The organism is Brevundimonas vesicularis (assembly GCF_900445985.1).
GTDB lineage: Bacteria > Pseudomonadota > Alphaproteobacteria > Caulobacterales > Caulobacteraceae > Brevundimonas > Brevundimonas vesicularis_D.
In genome coordinates, this window is sequence record NZ_UAQP01000014.1 from 1366872 (window position 1) to 1391522 (window position 24651).

The window sequence follows — 24651 nt, forward strand, 5'->3', positions numbered from 1 at the left end:
GGCGGCCGAGGCCTCCTGCACCCCCGGATTGGGCACGTGAACGGGCTTGGCCGGCTTGGCGGCGGCGGGCTTCGGCGTCGAAGAACGGTTCATGAACAGAACTTAGTGCGTGAGGATGTCTCTCGCCATAGCGCGCCTGTGAGCGGCCGGTTGCGCGTCAGGCAGCGCGTCGCGCGGCGAAGCGCCCGTCGGACAGCGGCGTGATCCAGCCGTAACGCACCAGGGTGTAGAGCGCCTGGATGACGCGCGGCTCGATCCGCTTACCGCCAGCCTTGAAGGCGCGAGCGATCTCGATCGCGTCCATGGCGCGCCCCGACCGTTCCAGCACCGCACGAATGGCCAATGGCTGTTCCGACTTGTCCTTGGGGAAGACCGGCAGGCTGCGGTCGAAAGCGACGACATTGTCGCCGAGGTCCAGCGCGCCAGACGTCTTGGAGGCGATCTTGGCGAACCGTGGGATCTGATAGTTCGGCCTCAGCCAGCGTACATGACCGGCGGCTTCCTCCGCAGCGCGTTCGGCGTTGAGGGCGACGAGACGTTCCAGAATCTGTTCGTCCGAAAGATCGTGGGGCCAGCCATAGGCGTCTGCGGTCGCACGATTGATCTGGTCGTGCAGGTCCTTGAGGATCAGCACCCGGCCGCGTTCCTTTACGTTCTGATCCTTAGCGTCCAGCGGCGTCCCGGCGCGAATTTTCTCCAGCACGTTATAGAGGCCGGTCAGGGTCAGGTCGGGATGCTCGGCCTGCACAGTCTTGCGCATGGCGTCGAGCTCTTCGCCTAGATTGGCCAGAGTGGCGCGGACGGCGTCTGACGGGGTGGGGAAGGGATAGGGATCGAAGCAGCGGGATTTTACGTACACAGCGTCCTGATCGAACACTCCGATCATCGCGGAGTTGGCACGATACCATGTGTAATGTACCGACGAACTGAGGACGGCCAGATGGGCGGCTTCAGCAAGCGCGATGCAAATCAGTTTGTTGTCGGGAAGAACCGCACCGTCAATGAACTGAAAAATGCGGTGCTTCGCAGTCTCAACAGTGGCCAAGTAGCGGTCCAGACCTTCGAGAGCCGGGCGGAAGTCGCCACGCGGCTCTCCGAAAATCCACCAGTTGTTCCGATACGTCGCTCGGTTATTGGTGTCCCGCTCCGGCTTAACAGTTGCTAGCACATGCTGAAACGCCTCGGGGAACAATTGCCGAGCACGTTCAGCTGAAAGACCAAAGAAATCGATCACCATAGCTTCACGTGAACGTCCAACAAGGTCCCGCCCATTGCGGTAGGGGACAAGGTGACGCTCCAATCCTTCACGGCTTCCCAAGCCCAAATGCTCAGCTTCTGCGGAACCTACGATAAAGCCGCTGCCGTGGAGTTTAACGCCGGGGCTCGAAAGAGCGATATTCGATCTTAGTTCGCCAGCCTTAGTGACGTCAGTACCGACGGTCAGATCGGTGTTCACCCGGCCAGGGCGTGACGAGAAAGCCAAGTTCGGATCATCGGTGTCGAGTGCGGATTCTGCTATCACTTCGCGTAGTTCGCCCTCATGAGCACCCGCCCGGGCAACCGTCATCGCGATCCGCACCGCCGCGCTGTCCTTCGTGGCTTTGGTCCAGGGATGGTCGGGCACTGTGAAAATTATTGAGATGGGCGCCTTCGCATTCAGGTGCCGTTCCATCACACGCCGCTGGAAGATCTGGCTGATGGAATTGGTGGTCACGAGGCCGAACCGGCGAAGCGGCGTCTTCTTGCGCGTCAGTAGTTCGGCGGCCCTATCCCACCAGTACATGACGAAGTCGGCGCTCTCGTTCATATGGGGATGCGCCTTCCACAGGGCGGGCGCATAGCCCGGCATCATGCGTGAGCGCAGGTCCTTACCGCCAATGAATGGCGGGTTCCCCACGATGAACTCTGCCTCCGGCCAGTCCGGTCGTGTGGCGTTCGGATAGACCTGCACCGCCACGCCTTCTCGCATTTCGAACTGAAACTCCGGATAGCCGTCCCAGGTCAGGACCGCGTCCTTCTGCTGGATGTTGCCGAAGGCCTTCAGGATTGGTTCGGCGGGATGTTCGGCGCGGTTGCGGTAGTGCTGCTGCAGATAGCCGATCCACAATACGAGCTCGGCGATGGCGGCGGCGCGGACGTTCAGCTCGATGCCCAGGAACTGGTGCGGATCGACGGTTTCGAAGCCGATTGTTTCGGACTGGCCCAGCTCGGCGAGGGCCTCCAGCACGTCGCCTTCCAGCTTCTTCATCAGCTCCAGCGAGACATAGAGGAAGTTGCCCGTTCCGCAGGCCGGGTCCAGCACACGAGTGTTGCAAAGCTGATGGTGGAAGGCGCGGATGATGGCGACCGCTTCTTTCAGGTCGCCGCGCTCGCGGGCGTCGCCGGCCTTCAGCTGGGCGTCGGCCCAATCGCCGCGAAGCGGCTCCATCACCGTGACCTCGACCAGGCGTTCGACATAGGCGCGCGGGGTGTAGTGGGCTCCAAGCTTGCGACGCTCGGTGGTGTCCAGCGCCTGTTCGACCAGGGTGCCGAAGATGGCGGGCTCGACATAGCGCCAGTCATGGCGCGACGCCGCCAGCAGTTCGCCGATCTCCTCACGGCCCATCGGGAATGCGCGGGCGTCATGAAACAGACCGCCGTTGAAGTAGCGCAGATGGGTCTTGAAGCCGGAGAAGAAACGGTCGGCGTAATCGGGCGCATCCATCTTGCGCCACAGGTCCTGAAGCAGTGGTGCAAAGCTGGCGGGCCCGTCGAGACACTCTTCCAGCAGGGCCGTGAACTGGCCTCGCGGCAGGAGGTCCGCGTCCTCGGCGAACATCGTGAAGATGCAGCGCATCAGAAACTGCGCCACCTCCTCGGCGGGGTGCTTCCTTTCAAGCGCCTTGGAGACTTGGGCCAAGCGCTCCGCGATCTGGCGCGTGACTCGCGCGGCGTGGCGACCCGGGTCCAGGCTGTAGGGATCAGACCAGATGCTCCTGAGGCGCGCGACGACCTCCGGATCGCGCAAATCCTCCAGCCGGATGCGGAAGCGCTTGCGATCGGGAAAGTGGGAGTAGGCCCGACCGCTGCCCGAAAAGTCCGCATAGACCTCGAAGACATAGCCGACGTCGCAGACGATGATGAAGGGCGGCGCTGCGTGGTCGGCGGGCAGGCGAAAGACATAGTCCTCGGCCTGGCGGCGGGCGTTACGCATCAGAATGTCCCAGCGCCCTTGAGACGCGGCGGTCGAGACGGTTTCATCGGCGTTGAAGAGCATCGCCTGACCGTCTGGCCGGTGGGCGGCGCGCGACTGTTTAGCCTCCAGAATGAAGCTGCCGCGCTTGTATAGGTCGATGCGCAGGGTGGAGGCCAGGCCTTCGGACTCGCGTCGCTTCACGCCGCGTTCGAAGACGTAGTCGTTGGCGCGGGTGTCGTCGCTGGCGGGGTCTGGCCGGGGCAAATCCAGCGCTTCGCACAGCTCGGCGAGGAACATCTGGTAGTTGGCGCGCTCGGCGCCGCCGCGAGCGGATTGCCAGCGCTGTATGAAGTTCTCGGTATCCACGCAATGCCCCCGGCAACCTGACCGCGCGAAAGGTCAGACCTCCAGTTACAATCTGTAGTTATTAAAAAATCGCGCATCACGAGTGTTTTCACTTGATGCTCAAGCCATTGGGTTCTTGTGCGACCAACATTGACTCTCTCACACAGTATGCCACATACACTGTGTATCACACACTACGTGACTCATGGAGGTGGCGGGTGAGCGAGAACGACGAGGCGTTGCTGTTCGAGAGCCTGCGGCTGGAGCTGCGGCGGGGGTCGTTGATCCTGGCCGTGCTGGCGAGCCTGCGGCGCGAGCAATACGGCTATTCGCTGCGGGTCGCCCTGGGCGAGGTCGGGGTCGAGATGGAGGAGAGCACCCTCTATCCGCTGCTGCGCCGGCTGGAGAGCCAGGGGCTGCTGGACAGCGAATGGCGCGAGGAAGAGCGGCGCAAGAAGCGGTTCTACCGCCTGTCGCCGCGTGGGGAGGCGATGCTGGAACGGCTCTCTGTGGAATGGCGCGGCCTGTCGGCCTCGCTGGAGAAGATGCTGTGAACACCGGGAAAGAGGGAGAGACCGGCATGGACCTGGTCGAACGTTATCTGAAGGCCGTGGCGGCCCAGCTGCCGAAGGACAATCGCGACGACATCGTCGCCGAGCTGCGCGACGAGATCATGGGCCGTCTGGAGGCGCTGGAGGCTCGGCTGGGCCGTGTGCCCACCGACGACGAGGTCGAGGCCCTGCTGCGCGAGGTCGGTCATCCGCTGAGCGTAGCGGCGCGCTATCGCCCTGGACCGCATGCCCTGATCGGGCCTGAGCTCTATCCGTGGTGGATGTTCGGGCTGAAGGTCGGTCTGACGGTCATGGCGGCCGTCACCCTGATCGGCCTGGCGGTGCGGGTTCTGGTCGGCGACGTCTATGTGGGCCAGGCGATCGGCCAGGGGATTTCCAGCCTGATCAGCGGGGCGATCACGGTCGTCGGACTTCTGACCGCCGTCGGCTTCGTGCTGGAGCGGCAGTCGTGCCGCCCCGACTTCATCGCCAAATGGCGGGTCAAGGATCTGGGTGTGTTCGAGCTGGGGGGCGATTTCGACGCCGAACGGTGGACGACCCAGCGGATCGCCAAGGGCGAATGGTTCACCAAGGGCGCCGAAGGGGCCTCAAAGTCAGGGCAAGCCGTGCGCAAGAGCGCCGAGATGTCACCCGTGGCCCGTGCGGTGGCCAGCGCGATCGGCTGGACCGTGGTGCTGCTGTGGTGGACGGGCCTGCTTCAGACGCGGCCGGTCTCGCCCGACGAGCTGTTCGGGGTGGTCGACGGCGTCAACTACGGCCGCATCCTGACGGACATGACCAGCGTCGCCTATTGGCCGGTCGCCCTGTTCGCCGCCTGCCGCATCGGCTTCGACCTGATGCGGGCGGCGTCGGGCGGCAATGTGCGACTGACGGCGCTGGGCGACCTGGCGTTCGGGATCGCCGCCGCCTGGGGCCTGTTGTGGATCTGGTTCTGGTCGGCCCTGTCGCCGCTGATCTGGGTCGGCAGCGTCACCGATTTCGTGGATCGGATTCGGGTTCTGATCGGCCGGTCCGGTGAGGACGTGGGCGGGGTGGCGACGATCCTGATGGTTGTGGTGGTCTGGGCCTTCGCCGCAGAGGTGGTGCGGGTCATCCGCGCGGCGGCGCGGCTGGTCGTCGGTCGATAAAGGCGACGCCCCCTCTTGACGGCGTGTAACCTATAGGTGATATGTCACCTCAAGGTTACTTCAGGAGGAAGTCGTGAACAAGGACGAAAACGCCGCTGTTATGCGGGTGCAGTCGAGCCGGCGTCGATACTGGTGGGGCGGCGTCGCCATGCTCGTCATCGGCGCCGCCGCCTTGGCCGGCGGAGCGGGTTTCGCGCTCATGCAGGGAACAGAGGGCGATCAGGCGACGACCGCGGGCGTGGCGGCGGGCTTCGGCTTCGGGCTGATGCTCATCGGGGCCATGATGGCCTGGTGCGGCCGCCCCGGTCAGCCGATCGATGTGGCGGAGAGCCGGGACGGCGCCCGCCGCGAAAAGCTGCAGCGGGGGCGTACGCAACAGCTGGTTCTTTACCCGTTGGTGCTGCTGCTGTTCATGGCTCAGGCGCATCTGGCCATGCAGCGGGTCTTGGGCGGCGACCACAACCTCGGCGCCTATGTGCAGATCCTGTTGCCGGTTCTGTACGGCTGGCTGATCCCTGTGCTCGTCATGGGCTGGGACTGGAACGCGCAGAAGAACCGCCGTCTGATGGAAGACGAGCTGACGCAGGTTCTGCGGGCGCGATCAATGATCCTGGCCTTCGTCGTGCTGATGGGCGGGGTCACCGTGGCGCTGGGTCTGGGTCTGTGGCGCGCGGATTATGGCGTGCTGGCCCTGCCCTATGTCCTGGCGCTGGGTGGGGCGTCGGCGGGCCTGCGGTTCGCCTGGCTGGATCGCGAGGCCGGTCGCGATGGGTGATCCCAGGCTCGGCTCGCGGCTGAAGGAGGCGCGCACCGCCGCGGGCCTGACGCAGCAGGGGCTGGCCGACAAGGCCAGCGTCTCGCGCAAGACCATCAATACGGTCGAGAACGGCGTCTTCGTGCCCTCGACTGTCCTGGCCCTTGAACTCGCCCGGGCCTTGGACACGACGGTGGAGGCCTTGTTCTTCTTGAGAGACTGATCCGATTCATGTCCGAAAACCGCGAGACATCGGCGGGCGGTCGGCGCATCCTGCGGACATGGATCAGCTGTTGGATCAGGAGGCCTGCTGGCGTGCCGTCGTTGCGCGGGACGCCCGTTTCGACGGGCGTTTCTTCACCGGCGTGACCTCGACGGGCATCTACTGTCGGCCGGTCTGCCCGGCGCGGACGCCGAAGCGCGAGAATGTGGTCTTTCACCCCAGCGCCGCAGCGGCCGAGGCGGCGGGCTTGCGGGCCTGTCTGCGGTGCAGGCCCGAGACGGCGCCGGAAATGGGGGCTTGGCGCGGTACATCCAATACCGTCAGCCGGGCCCTGTCCCTGATCGAGGCGGGGGCATTGGATGTCGGCGACACGGACGCACTGGCGACACGGCTGGGCATGGGCGAGCGACAGCTGCGCCGCCTTTTCCGCCAGCATCTGGGCGCGGCCCCGGTCAGCGTGGCCCAGACACGGCGCGTCCTCCTGGCCAAACAGTTGATCCATGAGAGCGCCCTGTCGATGGCCGAGGTGGCGATGGCGTCGGGTTTCGGCAGCGTGCGACGCTTCAACGAGACGTTTCAGGCCCTGTATGGTCGCGCACCGTCCGACCTACGGCGTCGCAAGGTCGAAGCCGAAGCGGGTGGGGTGATCAAGATCGGTCTGTCCTATCGCCCGCCCTATGACTGGGACGCCATGATGAGGACCTTGGCGATGCGCAGCGTTGCGGACGAAGCGGTGGTCGATGGCGCATGGACCCGGCGGCTTCACCCCAACGTGGACGGCACGGACGGTTCGGTGACGGTGCGCCCCGCCGCCACCGGCAAGGCGGCGGTCGAGGCGCGGATCGACAATCTGAAAGCCTTGCCGGGGGTGTTGGCGCGGCTCCGACGGGTGGTCGATCTCGCCGCTGATCCCGAGGCGATCACGCGCGACCTGTCGGCCGACCCCGTGCTGCGCGCGGCAATCAGGGCCAAGCCGGGGTTGAGGCTCGCGGGCGACTGGATCGACACGGGCGAGGATGCGCCCAGCGACCGGCTGACGACGACGGACGCCGCTCTGCTGGCGCGCGCCGAGCGGTGGCGGCCGTGGCGGGCCTATGGCGCACTCTACTGGGCCCTGAACGAGGAGCGGCGAGATGACCAAGCAGCCTGACATGCATTTGACCCTGGATCGCATCGCGTCGCCCGTCGGCGAGGTGCTGGTCGTCACCGACGCCGGCGCGGTGCGGGCATTGGACTTCCACGACTACGAAGCCCGTCTGCGCCTGCTGCTGCGCCGACACTACGGTGAGGTCGTACTGACCGAAGGCCGCGCGCCGGAGCCGGTGCGCCGGGCGGTCGAGGCCTGGTTCGGCGGCGACCTGACCGCCTTCGACGCCATCACGGTCCGCACCGGCGGCACGGATTTCCAACGCGCGGTGTGGAAGGCCTTGCGCGACATCCCGACCGGCGAGACCCGCACCTACGGTCAACTCGCCGCGGCGATCGGCGCGCCAAAGGCCGTCCGGGCCGTGGGCCTGGCCAACGGCGCCAATCCGGTCGGCGTCATCGTGCCATGCCACCGCGTGATCGGAGCGAACGGGACGCTGACCGGCTATGCCGGCGGGCTGGAGCGCAAACGCTGGCTCCTGGCGCATGAAGCGGGCGGCCGGCTGCTCTAGCCGCGGGTGAACCGTTCGGACGGCAGGGCGGCGTGGGTGAAGCGGGCCTGACGGACCGCGCCTTTGAAGTAGTTCACGCGGTTGAGGCGGCAACCGACCGAGGCGCGGCCCGGCCCTTGCGGCGTGAACGGCACCGGGTGCTCTCCCTGCAGAACGCCGTCGACATAGGCCCGGTACATGACGCCGTCGAAGGTCTGGGCGACGTGGAACCACTGTCCGCACGGATGGAGCCGATCCGGAAAGATCAGGGTGTGGTTGTAGCCGGGGCCGCGCATGAAGGCGTCCAGGTACCAGCGGTCCTGAACCACGCGGACCTCGAACAGGAAGCGCGTCTGCGAAGGCGGCTGACCGGCCGGCGCCTCTTCGGCGAGATGAAACCAGCGTTGCTCGAATGCGCCGCCGTCGGGCCGAAATAGGGCCTCGAAGGTGAAGGTATTGGCGCCGGCCAGCGGATGCTGATCGATGAAAAAGGCGTCGTCCCCGCCGTCGAACTGAACCGCTCGGCCGAAGCGACTGTCGATCAGGGTCGGCGCGCCCTCGACGCGGGTTTCGATCCCCCCGATGTCGGTCAGGCGATCGAAGGTCCATACCGTCTGGCGTGGCGATGCAGCCGTCATGGTCGCGCACCCAGGCAGGATCGCAGCCGCGGCGCCCGATGCGCCCAGGGCCATCAGGCGGCGGCGGTCCAGCGGCAGGACGTCAGGCATGGTTCATCTCCGGGCGGCTTTGTCGCGCGACACTATGGGATCGGCGGCGTGAGGCAACGGCCTGCGTCCCGGTTCGTTGTCTCGATCCCTACAGACTGGAGTGTCGACGATGAAACTTTCCAATGGCGCGCTGGTGGCGGTGGTCGATGGCGAGAAGCTGGCCCTGTTCAAGAATACGAACGCTTCGGACATCAAGCTGACGCCGCTGGAAACCCCGGCCATCGCGGATCGGGTTTCGGGTTCTGCCGGCCGCCGGTCGAATGAGGCCAACCCCGACAATGACACCCAGGCCGAGGACGGCTTCGCCATGGGCGTCGCCGAGGTGCTGAACAAATGGTCGGTCACCAACAAGATCGACGAACTGCTGGTGATCGCAGCGCCCAAGACGCTGGGCGAACTGCGCAAGCATTGGCACAAGGACCTTCAAGGCAAGCTGGTCGGCGAGATCGCCAAGGACCTGACCGGCCATTCCAGCGATCAGATCGCCGCCGCCATCGACAAGGCGTGAAGATTGTCAGACGGGCTCCAATGTGGCGCCCGTCCCTTGATCAGGCGGCGCGTCTCGACTGCGCCGTCTGACCCAAATTAAAGCGGCTGATCAGCCCCTCCAGTTCGCCGGCCTCGTTCGTCAGGGCGTGGCAGGCGGCTGTGGATTCCTCGACCATGGCGGCGTTCTGTTGGGTGAACTGATCCATCTGATTGATCGCCACATTGATCTCGCCGATGCCGACGGACTGTTCGCCCGTCGCGGCGGCGATGGTGCGAACCAGGGCGTTGGCCTCCGCCACCTGGACAGCGATGGCGCTGAGGCTATCGCGCGTCAGCGACACCTGATCGGATCCGCGCTGCACATTGCTTTGCGACAGGGCGATCAGCGCCTTGATCTCTTTTGCGGCGCTGGCTGACCGTTCGGCCAGGCCCCGCACCTCGGAGGCGACGACGGCGAACCCACGTCCGGCTTCCCCGGCTCGTGCGGCCTCGACGCCGGCGTTCAGGGCCAGAAGGCTGGTTTGGAAGGCGATCTCGTCGATCACGCCGACGATCTGATTGATCTGGGTCGAGGACTGCTCGATCTCCGACATGGCGCCAATTGCGTCGTGGACGACGGCTTCGCCCTTATCGGCCGCCGCCTTCGCCGCCTCTGTGATGTCGCGGGCGCGCTCGGCGTTTTCGGCGCTGCTACGCACCGTTTGCGTCAGCTCGTCCAGTGCGGCGGCGGTTTGCTCCAGACCGGCGGCCTGCTGCTCGGTGCGGCGCGACAGGCTGTCGGCGGCGGCGGCGATGTCCTGGCATCCGCCGCGCATCGACTGAGCTGTGGTCCAGATGCCGGTCATCGTCGTGTGCAACTGATGCAGGGCGGCGTTGTAATCTTCCGGGATGCGACGCGTGTCGGCGGTGAAGCCCGCCTCCGGCATTCGCCAGACCAAGTCGCCGGCGGCGAGACGCGACAGACCTTCACCCAAAGTCGCGACGGCGCGCGTTTGCGAGGCGGCGAAAAGCTCGGTCTCCTCGGCGTGCCGGCGACGATCGGTTTCTGCGGCCGCACGCTCGCGTTGCTGCTGATCGCGACGCGTCAGACCGTCGGCAAGCTCAAGCCGGAACCCTTCGAGCGCCCGCGCAATCTGGCCCAGTTCATCGGCCTTGTCCGCACCGGCGACGGGAATGTCATAGCGACCTTCGCTCATGGTCCGCACATCAGCCGTCAGACGCGACAGCGGGCGTCGGATCAGACGGTCGCTGGTGATCAGAAGGGCGACGATGATGGCGGCGATGATCAGGACGCCGCCGACCAGAAGCATCAAGGCCAGCTGGCGCGCCGGGGCCTCGATCGTCTTGACGGGGATATCCAGCACGACGGCCCAGGTCGCCTTTTGGCCGGGCAGGATCACGGGCTGAACCAGACGTCGAACCGGCTCGCCGTTCACGCTGACGCCCTCGACCGCCTGTGCTTGTCGTTTGGCGATGACGTTGCGCACGATGTCCGCGCCGGCGTCGGCATAGGCCTGGCCTCGCACGGCGGCGTCGGGATGCGCGACCCAGACGCCCTTGCTCGACACCAGAGTGACGCGGCCGGCGCCCAGCGGCTTCATCGCCGCCAAGCGCTGCGACAGGTTGGCCAGGGTGATGTCCAGTCCCGCGACGCCGATGATGCGGCCGTTGGCGCGCACCGGATAGGCGACAGACGTCATCGCGACCTTGCCGCCGCTTATGCTCTCTTCATAGGGTTCGACCACGACCGGCGCGCCGCTGGCCATCGGCTCGGTGTAATAGGCCTGTTCGAAGTCCGATCCGTCGGCCTCGGGTTCCATCGCGATCTGCCCGTCACGACGCACCCAATAGATCGAGAGACGACCGTTGACGTTGGAGCTGGTCGCCGCATCCCCGCGGTGGGCCGCGTCGGCCCCCACGGCGTCCGGGGCGGCCATGAACCAGGCGCCCATGACCTGATCGGTGGCCTCAGCGTTCGGCTTGACCAGGGCCAGATAGGCGGCGCGATCCGTCAGGCCCGTCTGTCGCGCCGCGCCCAAGGTCGCGGCCAAGGTCTTGGCGCCCGTGCCGGCCGAGACGATCTCGTTGCGGATTTCCTGAGACGCCTCCTGAGCGGCGCTTTCGGCGTATCGGCCGGCCATGTCACGGACGATGGCGCCGGAATAGGCCGTCACGCCGACGGCGGCGACGATCATCAAGGCGCCAATGGCGAACCCCGCCACGACGGCGAGCTTCAGGGCGATGGACAGGCGGTTAAACGCAGACATGACGGGCTCCGTAGGCCTGCGCTTATGCGCCCTGTTCCCCAAACACCCGGTTAAGGCGGTGCTACGTAGTCATGCGCCGTCCAGAAACAGCCGGCACGCCGGGTTGGCGGTCTCGTCGACGTAGGGGTAGCCCAGATCGGCCAGGGCGGCGGTCAGTTGGTCCTGCTCCTGGGGCGGCACGCTGATGCCCGCCAGCACCCGGCCGACGTCGTCGCCGTGGTTGCGATAGTGAAACAGCGTCAGGGCCCAGGCGGGCTGGAGGCTGTTGAGGAAGCGCAGGAAGGCACCGGGGCGTTCCGGGAACTGGAAACGCAGGATGCGTTCGTGGGGCAGGCCGACGGTGCGGCCGCCGACCATGTAGCGGACGTGCAGCTTGGCCGTCTCGTTGTCGCTCATGTCCTCGACCGCATAGCCGCCGGCGCGGAGGCTCGCGATCAGGTCGTCGCGCTCGTGCGGACCGTTTCGCAGAGCGACGCCGACGAAGATTTGCGCCTGCCCGTCGCCGGACCAGCGATAGTTGAACTCGGTGACCGAACGGCCGTCCAGACTGTCGAGAAATCGACGATAGTCGTCGCGGTCGTCCATCATGGCGACCGCCAGCAGGGTCTCGGCCCCCTCGCCGATTTCGGCCCGTTCGGCGACGTGGCGCAGCCGGTCGAAGTTCAGATTGGCGCCCGAGTTGACGGCGATCAGGCTGCCGTTACCGGGATGAGCGGCGGCCCAGGCCTTCAGCCCCGCCAAGGCCACGGCGCCCGAGGGCTCGGCGATGGCGCGGCTGTCGTCGAAAATGTCCTTGATCGCGGCGCAGATGGCGTCGGTGTCCACGAGTACAATCTCGTCCAGCAGATCCTTGCACAGCCGGAAGGTCTCGGACCCGGCTCGACGCACGGCGACGCCGTCGGCGAACAGGCCGACCTCGTTCAGCGTCACGACCTGCCCCGCGTCGATGGCGGACTTCATCGTCGGGGCATCCACTGGCTCCACGCCGATGATCCGGGTCTCGGGCCGCAGGAATTTGACGATCGCCGCGACCCCGGCGGCCAAGCCTCCGCCGCCGATGGGCACGAAGACGGCTTCGATCGGATCGGCGTGCTGACGGGCGATCTCCAGCCCCACAGTGCCTTGGCCCGCGATGACGTCGGGGTCGTCGAAGGGATGAATGAACGCCGCGCCGGTCCGGCCCTCCAACTCACGGGCGTGGGCATAGGCCTCGTCGAAGCTGTCGCCGTGCAGGACGACCTCGCCGCCCAGGGCGCGGACGGCCGCGACCTTGATGCCGGGGGTCGTGGTCGGCATGACAATGGTGGCTGGAATGTCGCGACGTGCGGCCGCCAGGGCCACCCCTTGTGCGTGATTGCCGGCCGAGGCGCAGATGACGCCCCTGGACAGTTCATCCTGCGACAGGCCGGCGATCTTGTTGTAGGCGCCGCGGATCTTGAACGAAAAGACCGGCTGCAAGTCCTCGCGCTTCAGCAGAACGGGCCGGTCGAGCCGCACCGACAGGCGGCGCAGCGGGTCGAGAGGCGTCTCCTCCGCCACGTCATAGACGCGGGCGGTGAGGATGCGGCGGATGGTGTCCTGCATGGAAATGTCGTGAATAGGCGCTTGGCGGCAAAGAAGTGGGCTGCCATCTAGGCGATATCCGCCCACTTGGGAACGGTTTTTGCAAGTCGCGATCGTCGGTGACTTGCAGGAAGAGGTATGCATTTCCTCTTGCACAGCGCCCGCATCGGCCTACATTGCGCCTGCTTATGCTAAATGTGAGCATAAGGGTATGGAGATGATCATGGCTGACGGCGCCTTTGGTCTGACGAAAGAGCTGGAGCGGGAAACCGCGGGGGTGTGGGCCAAGGTCAAGGACCACGTCACGCCGCTGGAATGGCCCGCGCAGGCGCGCCTGATCAGCGAGATCAACCGACTGAAGCGCGAGCGCGACGCCGTGATCCTGGCCCACAACTATATGACGCCCGAGATCTTCCACGGGGTCGGCGACTATGTCGGCGACAGCCTGGGCCTGGCCAAGGAGGCCGCGCGGTCGGATGCGAAGGTGATCGTCCAGGCGGGCGTCCACTTCATGGCCGAGACCTCCAAGATCCTGTCGCCGGAAAAGACCGTTCTGATCCCCGACCTGCGCGCCGGATGCTCGCTGGCCTCGTCGATCACCGGCGCGGATGTGCGGCTGATCAAGCAGCGCTATCCGGGGCTGCCGGTCGTGACCTATGTGAACACCACCGCCGATGTGAAGGCCGAGACCGACATCTGCTGCACCAGCGCCAATGCTGTTCAGGTGGTCGAATGGGCGGCCAAGGAATGGGGCGTGGATCGGGTCATCCTGATCCCGGACGAGTTCCTGGCGCGAAACGTCGCGGCCCAGACGACGATCGGCATCATCGCCTGGAAAGGCCGTTGCGAGGTGCATGAGCGGTTCACGGTGGACGACATCGCCGAGATGCGCGCCGCCTATCCGGGCGCGGAAATCCTAGCCCACCCGGAATGCCCGGAAGACGTGCTGGCGGCGGCGGACTTCGCCGGCTCGACGGCGGCGATGACCGACTATGTCGAGGCGCGCCGCCCCAAACAGGTGGTCATGATCACCGAATGTTCGATGGCCTCGAACGTGGCCGGCGACGTGCCGGGCGTGCGGTTCATCGGCCCTTGCAACCTGTGCCCGCACATGAAGCGGATCACGCTTCAGAACATCCATGACTGCCTGCTGCACATGCAGTTCGAGGTCACGGTGCCGGCCGACATGATCGAACGCGGACGCTTGGCGGTGCAGCGAATGATCGACCTGCCGCCGCCCGCCATTCCCGCGCGCTACGACCTCGTCAAGGCGCGCCACCATGTCGATGTGGAGCTGATCTGAGCGTGACGCGGCGATCGGTCCCGGCGACGGGACGGTCGTCCGCGCCCATCTGGACGCCATGAGCAACACAGACACCACAGATCAGACGCCTGACCGTACTCTGGGCCGCACGCCGGGACCTTGGGACGCCAAGCCCGAAACGACAGCGGCCCGTGAAACCGCGCCGGCGCCCGCAGCCGAAGCGCCGGTCGAGAAGGACCAGGGCCTGGTGTGGGCGATGCTGTCCACGGCGTTGATGGGCGGCTTCCTGTGGTGGATCACGGGCAGCGCCATCGTGGCGGGCGCGGTGCTGATCGGGCTGTTCGTCCATGAGGCGGGTCACGCTCTGGCGATGAACAAGCTCGGCATGGGGCCGGCCCGCATCTACATCATCCCCTTCCTCGGCGGCTTGGCCAAGGCGCGGCGTGAGCCGAAAAGCGAGTGGGACGGGGTTCTGGTGTCGTTAGCCGGACCGGCCTTCGGCCTGCTGGCGATGATCCCGTTCGTCGGGGTCTGGATGGTTCTGGGGCAGGGAGAGTGGCTGATGGGCGCCTTCTTCATCGCCATGCTCAATCTGGTGAACCTCGTGCCGGCGCCACCTCTGGATGGGTCCAAGGCTCTGGGCCCGGTGCTGACGCGTGTGCATCCCCGTCTGGAGCAGATCGTGCTGCTGGTCATCGGCGTGGCGGTGGTCTGGTGGGGGCTGACGACCGGGCGCTTTATCTTGGCCGCCTTCCTGGCTCTGTCGGTGTTCAGCCATCTGAAGCGTGGCGTTTGGCGCGCGGCCTGGGGCACGCTGAGCTGGCCCGAGGCGGGCAAGAGCCTTGCGCTCTATCTGCTGACCCTGGGGGTGTGCGCGGCGGCGGCCGTCGGCGCCCTGATGCCGATGACCGGGGGCGATCCGGCCGGCGCGGTGCAGTTGGGCCTCAACTACCTGGGCTTTGGACGATGAACCGAATGCGGCATGACGGACCTCTGATCGTCGGGGCGGGGCTGGCGGGGCTGTCGGCTGCGCTTGAGGCGGCGAAGGCCGGCGCGAAGGTGCTGGTCGTGACGCCCGAGCCCTTGCTGAGCGCCTGTTCGTCGGCCTGGGCGCAGGGCGGGATGGCGGCGGCGCTGACAGGGCTGGACTCGGCCGCATTGCACGCCAGGGATACAGAGGCGGCAGGCGCGGGTCTGGTCGAGCCGGTCGCGGCGCGCGCCCTGACCGACGCCGGGCGCGAGACGGTCGAGTGGCTGGCGGCCCTGGGCGCGCCGTTCGACCGGGATGCGGACGGCGGCTTCGTCGTCAGCCTGGAGGCGGCCCATTCCGTTCCCCGAGTGGCGCGAGTCGGCGGCGACGGCGCGGGCCGGGCCATCCTGTCGGCCGTCGTCGCGGCTGTGCGAGCCGAGAAGTTGATCGAGGTCTGGGACGACGCGCGGCTGAAGGCCCTGTCGCAGGACGCGGACGGCCGAGTTGTCGGGGCGGTGGTCGTGCGCGGCGACCGCCTGGTCGAGATCACGGCGACGGCGGTGGTGCTGGCCACGGGCGGCGCGGGTGGTCTGTTTGCGGCGACCACGACCCCGGCGGCGTTGAAGGGCGAGGGGATGGCCCTGGCCGCGCGTGCTGGCGCGGAAATCCTCGATCCCGAGTTTGTGCAATTCCACCCCACCGCCATCGACGTAGGACTGGACCCCGCGCCGCTAGCGACCGAGGCTCTGCGGGGCGAGGGCGCGCGGCTGATCGATGGTCAGGGACGGTTTTTGCTGGGCGACGAGGCCGACGCCGATCTGAAACCGCGCGACGTGGTGGCGCGAGCGGTTCATGCGGCGCGCGCCGACGGGCGAGGGGCCTTTCTGGATGCGCGGGCAGCGATCGGGGACGAGTTTCCCAACGCGTTTCCCGCCGTCTTCGCCGCCTGTATGCGCGCCGGGCTAGACCCGCGTGTCAGCCCGATCCCTGTGATGGCGGCCTGCCACTATCACATGGGCGGGATCACCGCCGATGCGGACGGACGCACGACAGTTGCGGGCCTCTATGCGGTCGGAGAATGTGCGGCGACCGGCGTGCACGGCGCCAACCGGCTGGCGTCCAACTCCCTGCTGGAAGCGGCGGCCTTCGGTCGGCGCGCGGGCCTGTCGGCGGCCCAAGAAGTCGGCGGCGGCCACGCTTTGACGGCTGATATCTCGCCTGACCTGCCAGATGCGGCGATGGCCGAACTGCGGACCGCCATGACGGCGCATGCGGGTGTGGTGCGTGATGCGGAGGGGCTGCAGACCTTAGTCGCCCTTATCGACCGGCTGGCGAGCCGGCACGGGCCGGCGGCCGTCCTGTTGGCGGCGAGGCTGATCGCCAAGGCGGCTTTGGACCGGCGCGAGAGCCGGGGCGGGCACTACCGGTCGGACTATCCGCAAACGGATGGGGCGGCGGTGCACACGCGCGTGCGGATCCCATACCCGGCGGCGTTGGAGGCGGCGGAATGAGACGACTTCCAGAAGTCCTGATCGAGCCTGTCGTGCGGCTGGCGCTTGCCGAGGATCTGGGTCGGGCGGGCGATGTGACCGGCATGGCCTGCATCCCAAAGGATGCGCGGATGAAGGCGGCCTTTGCGGCCAGGAAACCCGGCGTGCTGGCCGGCATCGACTGCGTGCGCTTGGCCGTGCTGGCCATGGATCCCAAGGCCTCGGTCGATTTGCGTTTGAGAGACGGCGACGCCTTCGAGGCCGGCGAAGTGCTGGCGGTGGTCGAGGCCGACGCCCGCGCCTTCCTCTCGGCCGAGCGGACGGCGCTCAATCTGGTCGGGCGGCTCAGCGGCGTGGCGACTTTGACGCGCACCTATGTCGAAGCCGTCGCCGGGACCAAGGCGCGGATCGCGGATACGCGCAAGACCACGCCGGGACTGCGCGCGCTGGAGAAGCACGCCGTGGCCTGCGGCGGCGGGATCAACCATCGCTTCGGTCTGGACGACGCCATCCTGATCAAGGACAACCACGTCGCTGTCTGTGGCGGCGTCGCCGAGGCGGTGCGGCGGGCCAAGGCCTTCGCCCCGCATCTGATGAAGGTCGAGGTCGAAGTCGATGGGCTGGATCAGCTGGACGCCGTACTAGCCCTGATCGACGAGGGCGCGGCGCCCGATGTCATCATGCTGGACAACTTCAGCCTCGACGACCTGCGCGCCGCCGTGGCGCGCGTTGCAGGGCGGATCGTGCTGGAGGCCTCGGGCGGGGTCGATCTGACGACGGTGCGCGGCATCGCCGAGACGGGCGTGGACGTTATCTCGGTCGGCGCCCTGACCCATTCGGCGCCCGTTTTGGATATCGGCCTGGACGCGCTCTGACGGCTTGTAGGCCTCCGCCGATCAAGCGGGGCTGGAGGCCGTCTCGGCGACTTCGGTCTTGGCCGAGGTCTCGTTCGCCCGCGCAGGGCGGGAAGGCGGTTGGGCCGCGGCGGCGCGCGTGGCGGCAGGCGAAGGCGTCGTCGACTGCGTCGCCGGTGCGGGCAGGGCGCGGCCTTCCTGCGCCAGCACCATCGAATAGGCGACCGCCTGTCCGGCCTGACGCGCGGTCTCGACCGGGTTGAGGCCGGCCTGGATCAGGCGCGGCTGGTCCGCCGGCGCCGCGCGACGGGCGGCGTAGGTGAAGGTCCCGCCGGTGCTCGAACGGCCGCCGAAGCGATAGAACAGATGGCTGCCGACCTGGCTGACCTGCACCAGCGACGAACGCCAGCCCGGCGTCACGGCGGTGGTGTGGAAGTGGGTCGCATTGCCGACGCGCGAGAAGACCGACCCCGACATGGCGTTCGAGGCCACGGTCCTGGCGCGGTTCCAAGCGGCCTGGTTGACGCGACCGCGCATTGCGCCGGAGCAGGTGAAGGAGAACTGGCAACCGGTGCTGCGCGCCGCGCCCTGGAAGACGACGCCGCAGACCGTCTTGGGGAAGGCTGGGTGGCGCACGCGGTTCAGGACGACCTGGGCCACGGCCTTCATGCCGTCGGCGCCCTCGCCACGGGCTTCATAATAGACGGCCTGGGTCAGGCAATCGAGATCGCGGCTGGCGTCCAGGGCGTTGGCGACGCGGAAGGCCGGCGCGGCGGTCGGTGCGGTCAGGCTGGCGCGGCGAAGGTTGGGGTCGCCGGGCGCGCGAAGTTGTTCGAGACGGGCGGCCAGGAGTTCGGACTGGCGGTCGCGCTGGGCCGAGCCGGCGCTGGTGTAGGGATCATGACGACGCGCAATGGTCAGGGCGCTGGCGTCGAGGCCGCCGGCGGCGGCGGCGAGGGCTTCTTCCGTGAACCCAGCGGCCGTTGCGCCCTGAATCCGTTCGGCCTGGGCGCGCAGCGTCGTCGCGCGCGCCGTCGTGCCGCCCAGATAGGCGCATCCGATCGCCAGTCCCATCAGACCGCCAAAGGCTGCGACAGCCGTCATGGGCTTGATCTTGGCCACACGATCGGCGCGCAAAATGGCGCGCGTCTGCGAGGAATGCGACAACGAGGTAGTCCTGTTCAGCAGGGCGAGAAACGCGGCCCCCGGGGGTAGTCTTGCCGGCGAGGCGACCCATTGTGGTCGCGGTCCAGCCTGCAAATTCCGGCGCTCGGCTCACTGGCCCGGGCGTCGAGGACGGGCCTTTAGCCAGCCTTTTATGGCGTCAATGTGTTCGATTCGCAATCCGATGGTTAAGCCCTCAGATTCGACAGGTATTTTTTAGTCGCGAAGGCCTGTGTGGCTGCAACATGGCGATGACGGCGCAATCAATCGTCTGAATACTGTATCCGACTACAGTTGGACTTGTCGTGTGTGGTTGTGCTGCGGCGCAGCAGACTAACGTCATGGTTCAAAACTGTTTAGAATTATGACGGCCGTCCAGCAGGGAACTAAAACCGAAGACAGGAACCGCAGCCTCGAGTTTGCGTTCAAGCGTGGCCTTTCAGAGAGAAGACCATGTCGAAGATCATCGTTCTGACCGCCGCCGTGGCGACGGCGCTTACGCTGTCCGCCTGTGGCGCGACCATCGAACAAAAGGCCGCCAGCGGCGCGATCGCCGGCGCGGTCGTCGGCGGGCCGGTCGGAGCCGCAGTCGGCGGCGCTGCCGGCGCTGCTGTCGGTCAGGCGCAGAAGCCGAATTAAGATAGCTGTGGTGATGTGTGTTCATACCGCCGCGCTTGCGATACGGGCCACGTCGCCTATCTGATCAGAGTGTTGCGGCCACGCCGCCGCGACGCTCCAAATGACGCATCGGGCCGATTTGCGGGCTGCGAACCTTGATTTTCGCGCGCTTATCGGCTTTGTGCGCCCCGCTTCGGGCCGTGCGTGACGCAGCCCGATCCCCGACGACCGCCCTGGTCGCTCACAAGGAACCCTGACGCTTTCGCATGAAAGATCTGAAGACCGGATTCTCCGACCGCATTACCGCCCAGCAAGAGGCCAAGAAGGCCCTGCTCGCCAAATTCAAGCCCAAGGCCGCCGCGCCCGATCCCGAGTTCGACCGCCTGGCTGAAAAGCGCGCCGCCGAAAAGGAAGCCCTGCGTCAGCAGCACGAGCTGGCCAAGGCCGAGCTGCGTCGCGAGAAGGCCGAGAAGGAAGCCGCGCGTCTGGCCGCCGAACTCGCCGCGCAGGAAGAGATCGACGCCGAGAAGCGCGCCGACCGCAAGGCGCGCAAGCAACTGACCAAGGAAGAGCAGAAGGCCAAGCGCGACGCGCGTTACGCCGCCCGCAAGGCCCGCCGCTAATTCCAACTGCGGCTCCAAACAGATCGACGCGTCGCATCGCTGCGGCGCGTTTTTCTTTGGCCGTCGGGTCCTGCTTCGTTAGTTCGTCGTCGCGGCGCTGAGGCGTTCCAGCAGGGCGCGCAACTGGTCCGACGAATAGGGTTTGCGCAGCAGCGGCCAGACCGTGTCGGCCAGCACCGCATCCACGTCCTCGCCGACGTAGCCCGAGGTCAGGGCGATCCGCAGATCCGGCCAGCGCGCCGCCGCCTCGCGCGCCAAATCGATGCCGCTCATGCCGCCGGGCATCACCACGTCGGTCAGCATCAGATCGAAGTCGTCGGCCTGAAGGAACTTCAGCGCATCGTCGCCCGTCTCGGCCCAGTCGACCTCCAGCCCGAAACCTTCCAGGATTTCGAGCGCGATGGCGGCGACGCCGGCGTCGTCCTCCACCAGCAACATCCGCCCGCCCTCGACCAAGGGGGCGCCATCGGCGGCGACCAGGTTCGACGTCATCGCGGCGTCTTCCGCCGACAGGGGCGGCAGGAAGATGCAGATCTCGGCCCCGCGTCCCGGCTCGGAGATGATCTGGACGCCGCCGCCCGATTGGCGCGCGAACCCATAGACCTGGCTCAGCCCCAGGCCCGTCCCCTTGCCGACGCCTTTGGTGGTGAAGAAGGGTTCGAACACCCGGTCGCGGATGTCCGGCGACATGCCTTCACCATTATCGGCGACGCTGACGCAGACATAGTCGCCGGCCGCCAGCTCGGCGATTTGTCCCGCCTCGACGGTGCAGGCCCGCGTCTGCACGGTGATGCGGGCCTGGCGGCCCTTGGCGCCGGTGACGTCGCCCAAGGCGTCGCGGGCGTTGACGATCAGGTTCAGCAGCGCGGCCTCGAACTGGGCCGGATCCACATTGGCCCGCGCACCGCCGCGCTTCAGCTTGACCTTGAAGTCCACCGCCTCGCCGACAGCCCGGCGCAGCAGCGGTTCGCTCTCGCGGATCAGGGCGTTGAGATCGATCGGCTCGGGCCGCAGAGCCTGACGACGCGAGAAGGCCAGCAACTGATGCGTCAGGCTCTCGCCCCGTCGCGCCGCCGCCAGTGCCGCCTCGCCCAACTTCCTGCGCTTGGCCGCATCGTCGCTGCGCAGGATGATGTCCAGGGCGCCGATCACGACGGTCAGCAGATTGTTGAAGTCGTGCGCCACGCCTCCGGTCAGCCGACCCACCGCCTCCATCCTCTGGGCGTGGACCAGTTGGGCCTCGGCCTGAGCCTTTTCGATCAGGGCCGCATCGACCCGTTCTTCGAGAAGCTCGTTGATCCGTTTCAGATCGTCCTCGGCCTTCTTGGCGTCGGTGACGTCCAGACAGGCGCCCACGTAGCCCTGGAACACGCCGGAGGCGTCGAAGCGCGGCACGCCTTCGGTTCGCAGCCAGCGCGGGCCGAGCGTTGGATGGTTGATCCTGGTCAGGGCCTCGAATCGGTCCCGAGCCTCGAAGGCGCGCATGAAGGCGGCGGCGAAGACCCCCTCGTCGTCCGGGTGGATCAGTCGCCTCCAACTGTCGGGCAGATGCGCGTCGGCCTCCACGCCGAAGAAGGTGCGATAGCGCCTGTTGGCGAACATCATCTGGGCGGCGTCGTCGCTCATCCAGATCAACGCCGGCGCGCTGTCGGCGACGGTGCGGAAACGGTTCTCGGATTCTTCCAGCTTGGCTTGCGCGACGCGCATGTCCGTGACGTCGAAGGCCACGCCGACGAAGCCGACAATGTCCTGTCCCGCCAGCCGCGGACGAGAGAACGACTTGAGCCAGCGCCACTCGCCGTCATGGCGGCGATAACGCGCCTCCATCGAGAAGGGCTCGCAGGTCGCTTCTCCAGCGACCGATTCCGTCAGAATGCGGTTCTGATCCTCGGGATGGAGCGCGGCGCGCCAATCCAGTTTGAGGACGGTCTCATAGTCAGACCCGTAAAAGTCCACATAGGCCCGATTAACGAAGGCTCGCGTGCGATCCTGGTTGGTGACCCAGATCAGCACCGGTGCGGTGTCGGCGATGACGCGGAACCGCTGCTCGCTTTCACGGGTCTCGTTTTCGGCGCGCGCGCGTTCGACCTCGGCCCAGGTCCGCGCGGCGACCTCTTCAACCAGACTGACCTCAGCCTCGGTCCAGGCGCGCGGGGCGGCGGAGTGGAGATAGAGGAAGGCGCGCAGACGTCCGGCCCGGATCAGCGGCGCGCGGATCAGGGCGCGGGTCTGAATGTCCTCGAACGCCTTGGCGGACGCCGTCGTGCGTGCGTCCTCTCGGACGTCGTCGATCTGGATCGTGCGGCCTTGGTTGAGGTCCGCGATCAGGCCTTCGCCAAAGGCGTTGAGGGCGAACTGGCCCTGAGCGCTGATTACGCCTGCGGTCCAGTCGCGGCTCATGGAGACGACACCGGCCGTCTGGTCGACCTCGCCGTAACCGACCCGATCGACCTCAAGCAGAGCGCCGAGCGCGCTCTCGACCTCGGCCATGATGTCATCAGGATCGGTCAGGTCGCGCAGGCGGTCGCTGAGATCCAGCAGGAACGCCTGCCTGCGTTCCGCGCGAGCCGCGCTTTGCAGGGCCTCGTGCGTCTCGGTCACGTCGAAAGAGATGCCGGCATAGCCCATGAAAGCGCCTTGGCCGTCGAAGCGGGGCCGCGCGATGGCCCGCATCCAGCGCCAAACACCGTCGCGATCCCGAACCCTCGCTTCCATCTCAAAAGCCTGGCGTCCGGCCGCGCCCGCGTTTTCAGCCGCCTTCACCTGCTCCAGATCGTCGGGGTGGACGGCCGACCGCCAGCCGCCCTGTTTGAGCGCCTCCAAGCTCATGCCATGCAGGTCGAACAGCGCTTCATTGACGAACTCGAACTCGCCTTGCGCGTCCATCAGCCAGATCGGCGAGGGGGCCGTGTCCGCCAGCTGCCGAAAGCGGGTTTCGCTTTCACTCAGTCGCGAGATGGCGCCTCGCAACGAGGCGCCGATGGCGGCGATGAACAGGCCGACCAGCAGGAAGTTCCAGGTCGCTGTGCCGCCGACGGCCTCTAGAATACCGTCATGGCCGGTCGCGGTGACGCCGACGATCGCCCAGCCGCCGGCTGTGCAGACGACAAGCGCCGTCAGGGCGCCGGTCCAGCCGCCCGCCAGCGCCGCAAGGGTGACGGCCGGGAGCAGAATGGTGAAGCCTGTCAGGTCCCCATAGAGGGGTGACGCGATCACCCTCAACGCCAGACCCAGCAGCGCGAATCCCGCGCCGACGAGCAGACGGTGAGTGAACGAGGCCGTCGGCAGGCGCGCCAGGCCGACCAGCCAGCGATCCATGCCCGCGATCCGCCGTTTCGATCCGCCTGCGCTCATACTGTCGGTTCGCCCCATCAGCGACGCGTTTGCGATGCTGGAACATAGTCTTACACCTTGCGTTTGGGGCGACCACCCCCTGACGCGCAGCAGGGCGTGATAACGGCGGTCGTCGTGACGCCGGAAAATGGCCTATAAGTCGGACTAGACGCGCGATCTCAGCGAACGGCCGGTGCGCCGATCGCGGTTGTTGGACCCTGAATGACCCGCTTGCCCTGGAAGACGATGTGGAAGGCGCTTCGGCGTTCGGCGGCGGCCTTGCCCGCGGCCGGCGCGGTGCTGGGCGTCGCCATGGCGGCGGGGTCCAGCGTCCGCCCCGATATGGATCGGACCGCAGAGGCGGTCTCGCGCATCACCGGGGGCGACTTGGGCGCGGGCGGTCTGGCGGCGATCAAGGGGCGTCTGACGCCATCGCAGTTGGCCTTGGCGATGCGGCACGATCCGAACCTGCTGCAACCGGCCCTCTATGGGCTGACGCCGGGCTGGGAAAGCCTGACCTTGGCCGGCAAGCCGGGACTGGAACCGGGCAAGAGCGGGCTGGAGGCCCAACGTCTGAACGCGGCCATGACGCCGGCGTCCGGCGCGCTGCGTCCCGCCTTGCCGTTCGTGTTCAAGGGCAGCGCTCAGGATCGCAGGCGGGCTTTGCGCTGCCTGACACAGGCGGTCTATTACGAGGCGGCGCTGGAACCCGAAAACGGCCAGGCCGGTGTCGCTCAGGTCGTGCTGAACCGGGTTCGCGATCCCAACTACGCCAACACCGTCTGCGGCGTAGTGTTCGAGGGCGCCGAACGCGTCACAGGCTGTCAGTTCAGCTTCACCTGCGACGGCTCGCTGGGCCAGGCGCCGGTAGGCTGGGCGTGGGACCGGGCGCGTAAGGTCGCTGAGCGCGCGCTGAACGGCGCCGTGGCTCAGGAGGTCGGCACCGCTACCCACTATCACGCCGACTATGTGCATCCCTGGTGGGCGCCGACGGTGGCCAAGGTGACGCAGATCGGCGCGCACCTCTTCTATCGCTGGAAGGGCGTCTATGGCGAAACCGCCGCCTTCCGCAAAACCTACAATGGGCGCGAGCCGGCGATCGACGAGGCGCGCTTCTCGCGGCCTCGTCTGACGATCGCCGCCGGGGCGGCCACGGGCGGTCCCGATCCCGATGCCGTCGTCGCGGACGCGCCCCTGCGCACTGTCGAGGTGGACGGGCGCCAGCGCGTCGTCGGCGTGATCAGTCTGGGCGGGCGGCGACTGCCGACGCGTGACGAGGTGGCGGCGATTAACGCCCGGCTTTCCGCCGTCGACCCATCATCGACCACGCCCAAGCCTGCGGCGCCGAAAGTTGAAGGCGTCCCCTCGATGGACGTCGAAGAAGTCGGCCGACCGGCGACCTGACACCTTCATTGCAACGCTATAGGGCGTCAGGGCATTGATGCATGTTCCCGC

General features: G+C 67.0%; 20 protein-coding genes. 14 read left to right on the plus strand and 6 right to left on the minus strand.

Annotation, left to right across the window (positions count from 1 at the left end):
• Nucleotides 1–157: 157 nt before the first annotated feature.
• Nucleotides 158–3541 (minus strand): class I SAM-dependent DNA methyltransferase, encoded by a 3384-nt coding sequence (locus DT343_RS15790; protein WP_112863617.1) that lies wholly within the window; start codon nucleotides 3539–3541, stop codon nucleotides 158–160.
• Between the two features lie 197 nt (nucleotides 3542–3738).
• Between DT343_RS15790 and DT343_RS15795 the strand changes: the two genes are divergently transcribed.
• The 6 genes from DT343_RS15795 (at nucleotide 3739) to DT343_RS15820 (ending at nucleotide 7854) form a co-directional block, all read left to right on the plus strand.
• A complete protein-coding gene (locus DT343_RS15795; RefSeq protein ID WP_112863618.1) occupies nucleotides 3739–4074 on the plus strand; it encodes a PadR family transcriptional regulator in 336 nt (111 codons plus the stop codon).
• On the plus strand, nucleotides 4071–5219 hold the full coding sequence (locus DT343_RS15800) for an HAAS signaling domain-containing protein (RefSeq protein WP_258522596.1): 1149 nt from the start codon (nucleotides 4071–4073) through the stop codon (nucleotides 5217–5219). The genes DT343_RS15795 and DT343_RS15800 overlap by 4 nt, the downstream gene beginning before the upstream one ends.
• 73 nt (nucleotides 5220–5292) lie before the next feature.
• Nucleotides 5293–5994 (plus strand): hypothetical protein, encoded by a 702-nt coding sequence (locus DT343_RS15805; protein ID WP_112863620.1) that lies wholly within the window; start codon nucleotides 5293–5295, stop codon nucleotides 5992–5994.
• Nucleotides 5987–6196, plus strand: a complete 210-nt coding sequence (locus tag DT343_RS15810; protein WP_017504712.1) for a helix-turn-helix transcriptional regulator — start codon at nucleotides 5987–5989, stop codon at nucleotides 6194–6196. The genes DT343_RS15805 and DT343_RS15810 overlap by 8 nt, the downstream gene beginning before the upstream one ends.
• Before the next feature lie 58 nt (nucleotides 6197–6254).
• Entirely contained in the window at nucleotides 6255–7346 is a 1092-nt protein-coding gene (locus tag DT343_RS15815; RefSeq protein ID WP_112863621.1) for a bifunctional transcriptional activator/DNA repair enzyme AdaA, read from the plus strand.
• Nucleotides 7330–7854 carry a methylated-DNA--[protein]-cysteine S-methyltransferase gene (locus tag DT343_RS15820; protein WP_112863622.1) on the plus strand — a complete coding sequence of 175 codons (525 nt, stop codon included), beginning with the start codon at nucleotides 7330–7332 and terminating at the stop codon, nucleotides 7852–7854. The genes DT343_RS15815 and DT343_RS15820 overlap by 17 nt, the downstream gene beginning before the upstream one ends.
• On the opposite strand, the gene DT343_RS15825 is transcribed toward DT343_RS15820, so the two are convergent.
• Nucleotides 7851–8561: a LamG-like jellyroll fold domain-containing protein gene (locus DT343_RS15825; RefSeq protein ID WP_112863623.1), complete on the minus strand. Its 711-nt coding sequence runs from the start codon at nucleotides 8559–8561 to the stop codon at nucleotides 7851–7853. The two genes, DT343_RS15820 and DT343_RS15825, sit on opposite strands and share 4 nt — an antisense overlap.
• Before the next feature lie 109 nt (nucleotides 8562–8670).
• On the opposite strand from DT343_RS15825, the gene DT343_RS15830 reads away from it, so the two are divergent.
• The gene (locus tag DT343_RS15830) at nucleotides 8671–9069 is read left to right on the plus strand and encodes a host attachment family protein (protein ID WP_112863624.1); all 399 of its coding nucleotides are present in this window, start codon (nucleotides 8671–8673) and stop codon (nucleotides 9067–9069) included.
• Between the two features lie 40 nt (nucleotides 9070–9109).
• Here the strand turns inward: DT343_RS15830 and DT343_RS15835 are convergent, their stop codons facing one another.
• Both DT343_RS15835 and ilvA read right to left on the minus strand, forming a co-directional pair.
• The gene (locus DT343_RS15835) at nucleotides 9110–11317 is read right to left on the minus strand and encodes a methyl-accepting chemotaxis protein (RefSeq protein WP_112863625.1); all 2208 of its coding nucleotides are present in this window, start codon (nucleotides 11315–11317) and stop codon (nucleotides 9110–9112) included.
• 69 nt (nucleotides 11318–11386) lie between these two features.
• Nucleotides 11387–12901, minus strand: coding sequence for a threonine ammonia-lyase, biosynthetic (gene ilvA / locus DT343_RS15840; protein WP_112863626.1), 1515 nt, complete (start codon nucleotides 12899–12901; stop codon nucleotides 11387–11389).
• Between the two features lie 190 nt (nucleotides 12902–13091).
• Here ilvA and nadA point away from each other — a divergent pair, with 190 nt between their 5' ends.
• From nadA to nadC, 4 genes are read left to right on the plus strand one after another with little or no spacing between them, the layout of a single operon-like run.
• Nucleotides 13092–14183: a quinolinate synthase NadA gene (gene nadA / locus DT343_RS15845; protein ID WP_181669217.1), complete on the plus strand. Its 1092-nt coding sequence runs from the start codon at nucleotides 13092–13094 to the stop codon at nucleotides 14181–14183.
• 58 nt (nucleotides 14184–14241) lie between these two features.
• Nucleotides 14242–15114: a metalloprotease gene (locus tag DT343_RS15850; RefSeq protein WP_112863627.1), complete on the plus strand. Its 873-nt coding sequence runs from the start codon at nucleotides 14242–14244 to the stop codon at nucleotides 15112–15114.
• A complete protein-coding gene (locus DT343_RS15855) occupies nucleotides 15111–16625 on the plus strand; it encodes an L-aspartate oxidase (RefSeq protein WP_112863628.1) in 1515 nt (504 codons plus the stop codon). Before DT343_RS15850 ends, DT343_RS15855 begins: the two co-directional genes overlap by 4 nt.
• Nucleotides 16622–17479 (plus strand): carboxylating nicotinate-nucleotide diphosphorylase, encoded by an 858-nt coding sequence (nadC, locus tag DT343_RS15860; RefSeq protein ID WP_112863629.1) that lies wholly within the window; start codon nucleotides 16622–16624, stop codon nucleotides 17477–17479. Before DT343_RS15855 ends, nadC begins: the two co-directional genes overlap by 4 nt.
• A gap of 21 nt (nucleotides 17480–17500) precedes the next feature.
• Here the strand turns inward: nadC and DT343_RS15865 are convergent, their stop codons facing one another.
• Nucleotides 17501–18562: a cell wall hydrolase gene (locus DT343_RS15865; RefSeq protein ID WP_220116744.1), complete on the minus strand. Its 1062-nt coding sequence runs from the start codon at nucleotides 18560–18562 to the stop codon at nucleotides 17501–17503.
• A gap of 513 nt (nucleotides 18563–19075) precedes the next feature.
• On the opposite strand from DT343_RS15865, the gene DT343_RS15870 reads away from it, so the two are divergent.
• Nucleotides 19076–19261: a hypothetical protein gene (locus DT343_RS15870; protein WP_017504724.1), complete on the plus strand. Its 186-nt coding sequence runs from the start codon at nucleotides 19076–19078 to the stop codon at nucleotides 19259–19261.
• Nucleotides 19262–19506: 245 nt separating this feature from the next.
• A complete protein-coding gene (locus DT343_RS15875) occupies nucleotides 19507–19863 on the plus strand; it encodes a DUF6481 family protein (protein ID WP_017504725.1) in 357 nt (118 codons plus the stop codon).
• A gap of 78 nt (nucleotides 19864–19941) precedes the next feature.
• On the opposite strand, the gene DT343_RS15880 is transcribed toward DT343_RS15875, so the two are convergent.
• Nucleotides 19942–23181 carry a PAS domain S-box protein gene (locus DT343_RS15880; protein WP_258522597.1) on the minus strand — a complete coding sequence of 1080 codons (3240 nt, stop codon included), beginning with the start codon at nucleotides 23179–23181 and terminating at the stop codon, nucleotides 19942–19944.
• Between the two features lie 237 nt (nucleotides 23182–23418).
• On the opposite strand from DT343_RS15880, the gene DT343_RS15885 reads away from it, so the two are divergent.
• Nucleotides 23419–24600, plus strand: a complete 1182-nt coding sequence (locus DT343_RS15885) for a cell wall hydrolase (protein WP_112863632.1) — start codon at nucleotides 23419–23421, stop codon at nucleotides 24598–24600.
• Nucleotides 24601–24651 lie beyond the last annotated feature (51 nt).

Bases quoted from the DNA above. Each gene is read 5' to 3' on its own strand.
- DT343_RS15810 (WP_017504712.1), top strand. From the start codon at position 5,987: ATGGGTGATCCCAGGCTCGGCTCGCGGCTGAAGGAGGCGCGCACCGCC.
- DT343_RS15835 (WP_112863625.1), bottom strand. From the start codon at position 11,317: ATGTCTGCGTTTAACCGCCTGTCCATCGCCCTGAAGCTCGCCGTCGTG.
- DT343_RS15830 (WP_112863624.1), top strand. From the start codon at position 8,671: ATGAAACTTTCCAATGGCGCGCTGGTGGCGGTGGTCGATGGCGAGAAG.
- DT343_RS15870 (WP_017504724.1), top strand. From the start codon at position 19,076: ATGTCGAAGATCATCGTTCTGACCGCCGCCGTGGCGACGGCGCTTACG.
- ilvA (WP_112863626.1), bottom strand. From the start codon at position 12,901: ATGCAGGACACCATCCGCCGCATCCTCACCGCCCGCGTCTATGACGTG.
- DT343_RS15825 (WP_112863623.1), bottom strand. From the start codon at position 8,561: ATGCCTGACGTCCTGCCGCTGGACCGCCGCCGCCTGATGGCCCTGGGC.
- nadA (WP_181669217.1), top strand. From the start codon at position 13,092: ATGGAGATGATCATGGCTGACGGCGCCTTTGGTCTGACGAAAGAGCTG.
- DT343_RS15875 (WP_017504725.1), top strand. From the start codon at position 19,507: ATGAAAGATCTGAAGACCGGATTCTCCGACCGCATTACCGCCCAGCAA.
- DT343_RS15850 (WP_112863627.1), top strand. From the start codon at position 14,242: ATGAGCAACACAGACACCACAGATCAGACGCCTGACCGTACTCTGGGC.
- DT343_RS15815 (WP_112863621.1), top strand. From the start codon at position 6,255: ATGGATCAGCTGTTGGATCAGGAGGCCTGCTGGCGTGCCGTCGTTGCG.
- DT343_RS15880 (WP_258522597.1), bottom strand. From the start codon at position 23,181: ATGGATCGCTGGCTGGTCGGCCTGGCGCGCCTGCCGACGGCCTCGTTC.
- DT343_RS15855 (WP_112863628.1), top strand. From the start codon at position 15,111: ATGAACCGAATGCGGCATGACGGACCTCTGATCGTCGGGGCGGGGCTG.
- nadC (WP_112863629.1), top strand. From the start codon at position 16,622: ATGAGACGACTTCCAGAAGTCCTGATCGAGCCTGTCGTGCGGCTGGCG.
- DT343_RS15865 (WP_220116744.1), bottom strand. From the start codon at position 18,562: ATGACGGCTGTCGCAGCCTTTGGCGGTCTGATGGGACTGGCGATCGGA.
- DT343_RS15885 (WP_112863632.1), top strand. From the start codon at position 23,419: ATGACCCGCTTGCCCTGGAAGACGATGTGGAAGGCGCTTCGGCGTTCG.
- DT343_RS15820 (WP_112863622.1), top strand. From the start codon at position 7,330: ATGACCAAGCAGCCTGACATGCATTTGACCCTGGATCGCATCGCGTCG.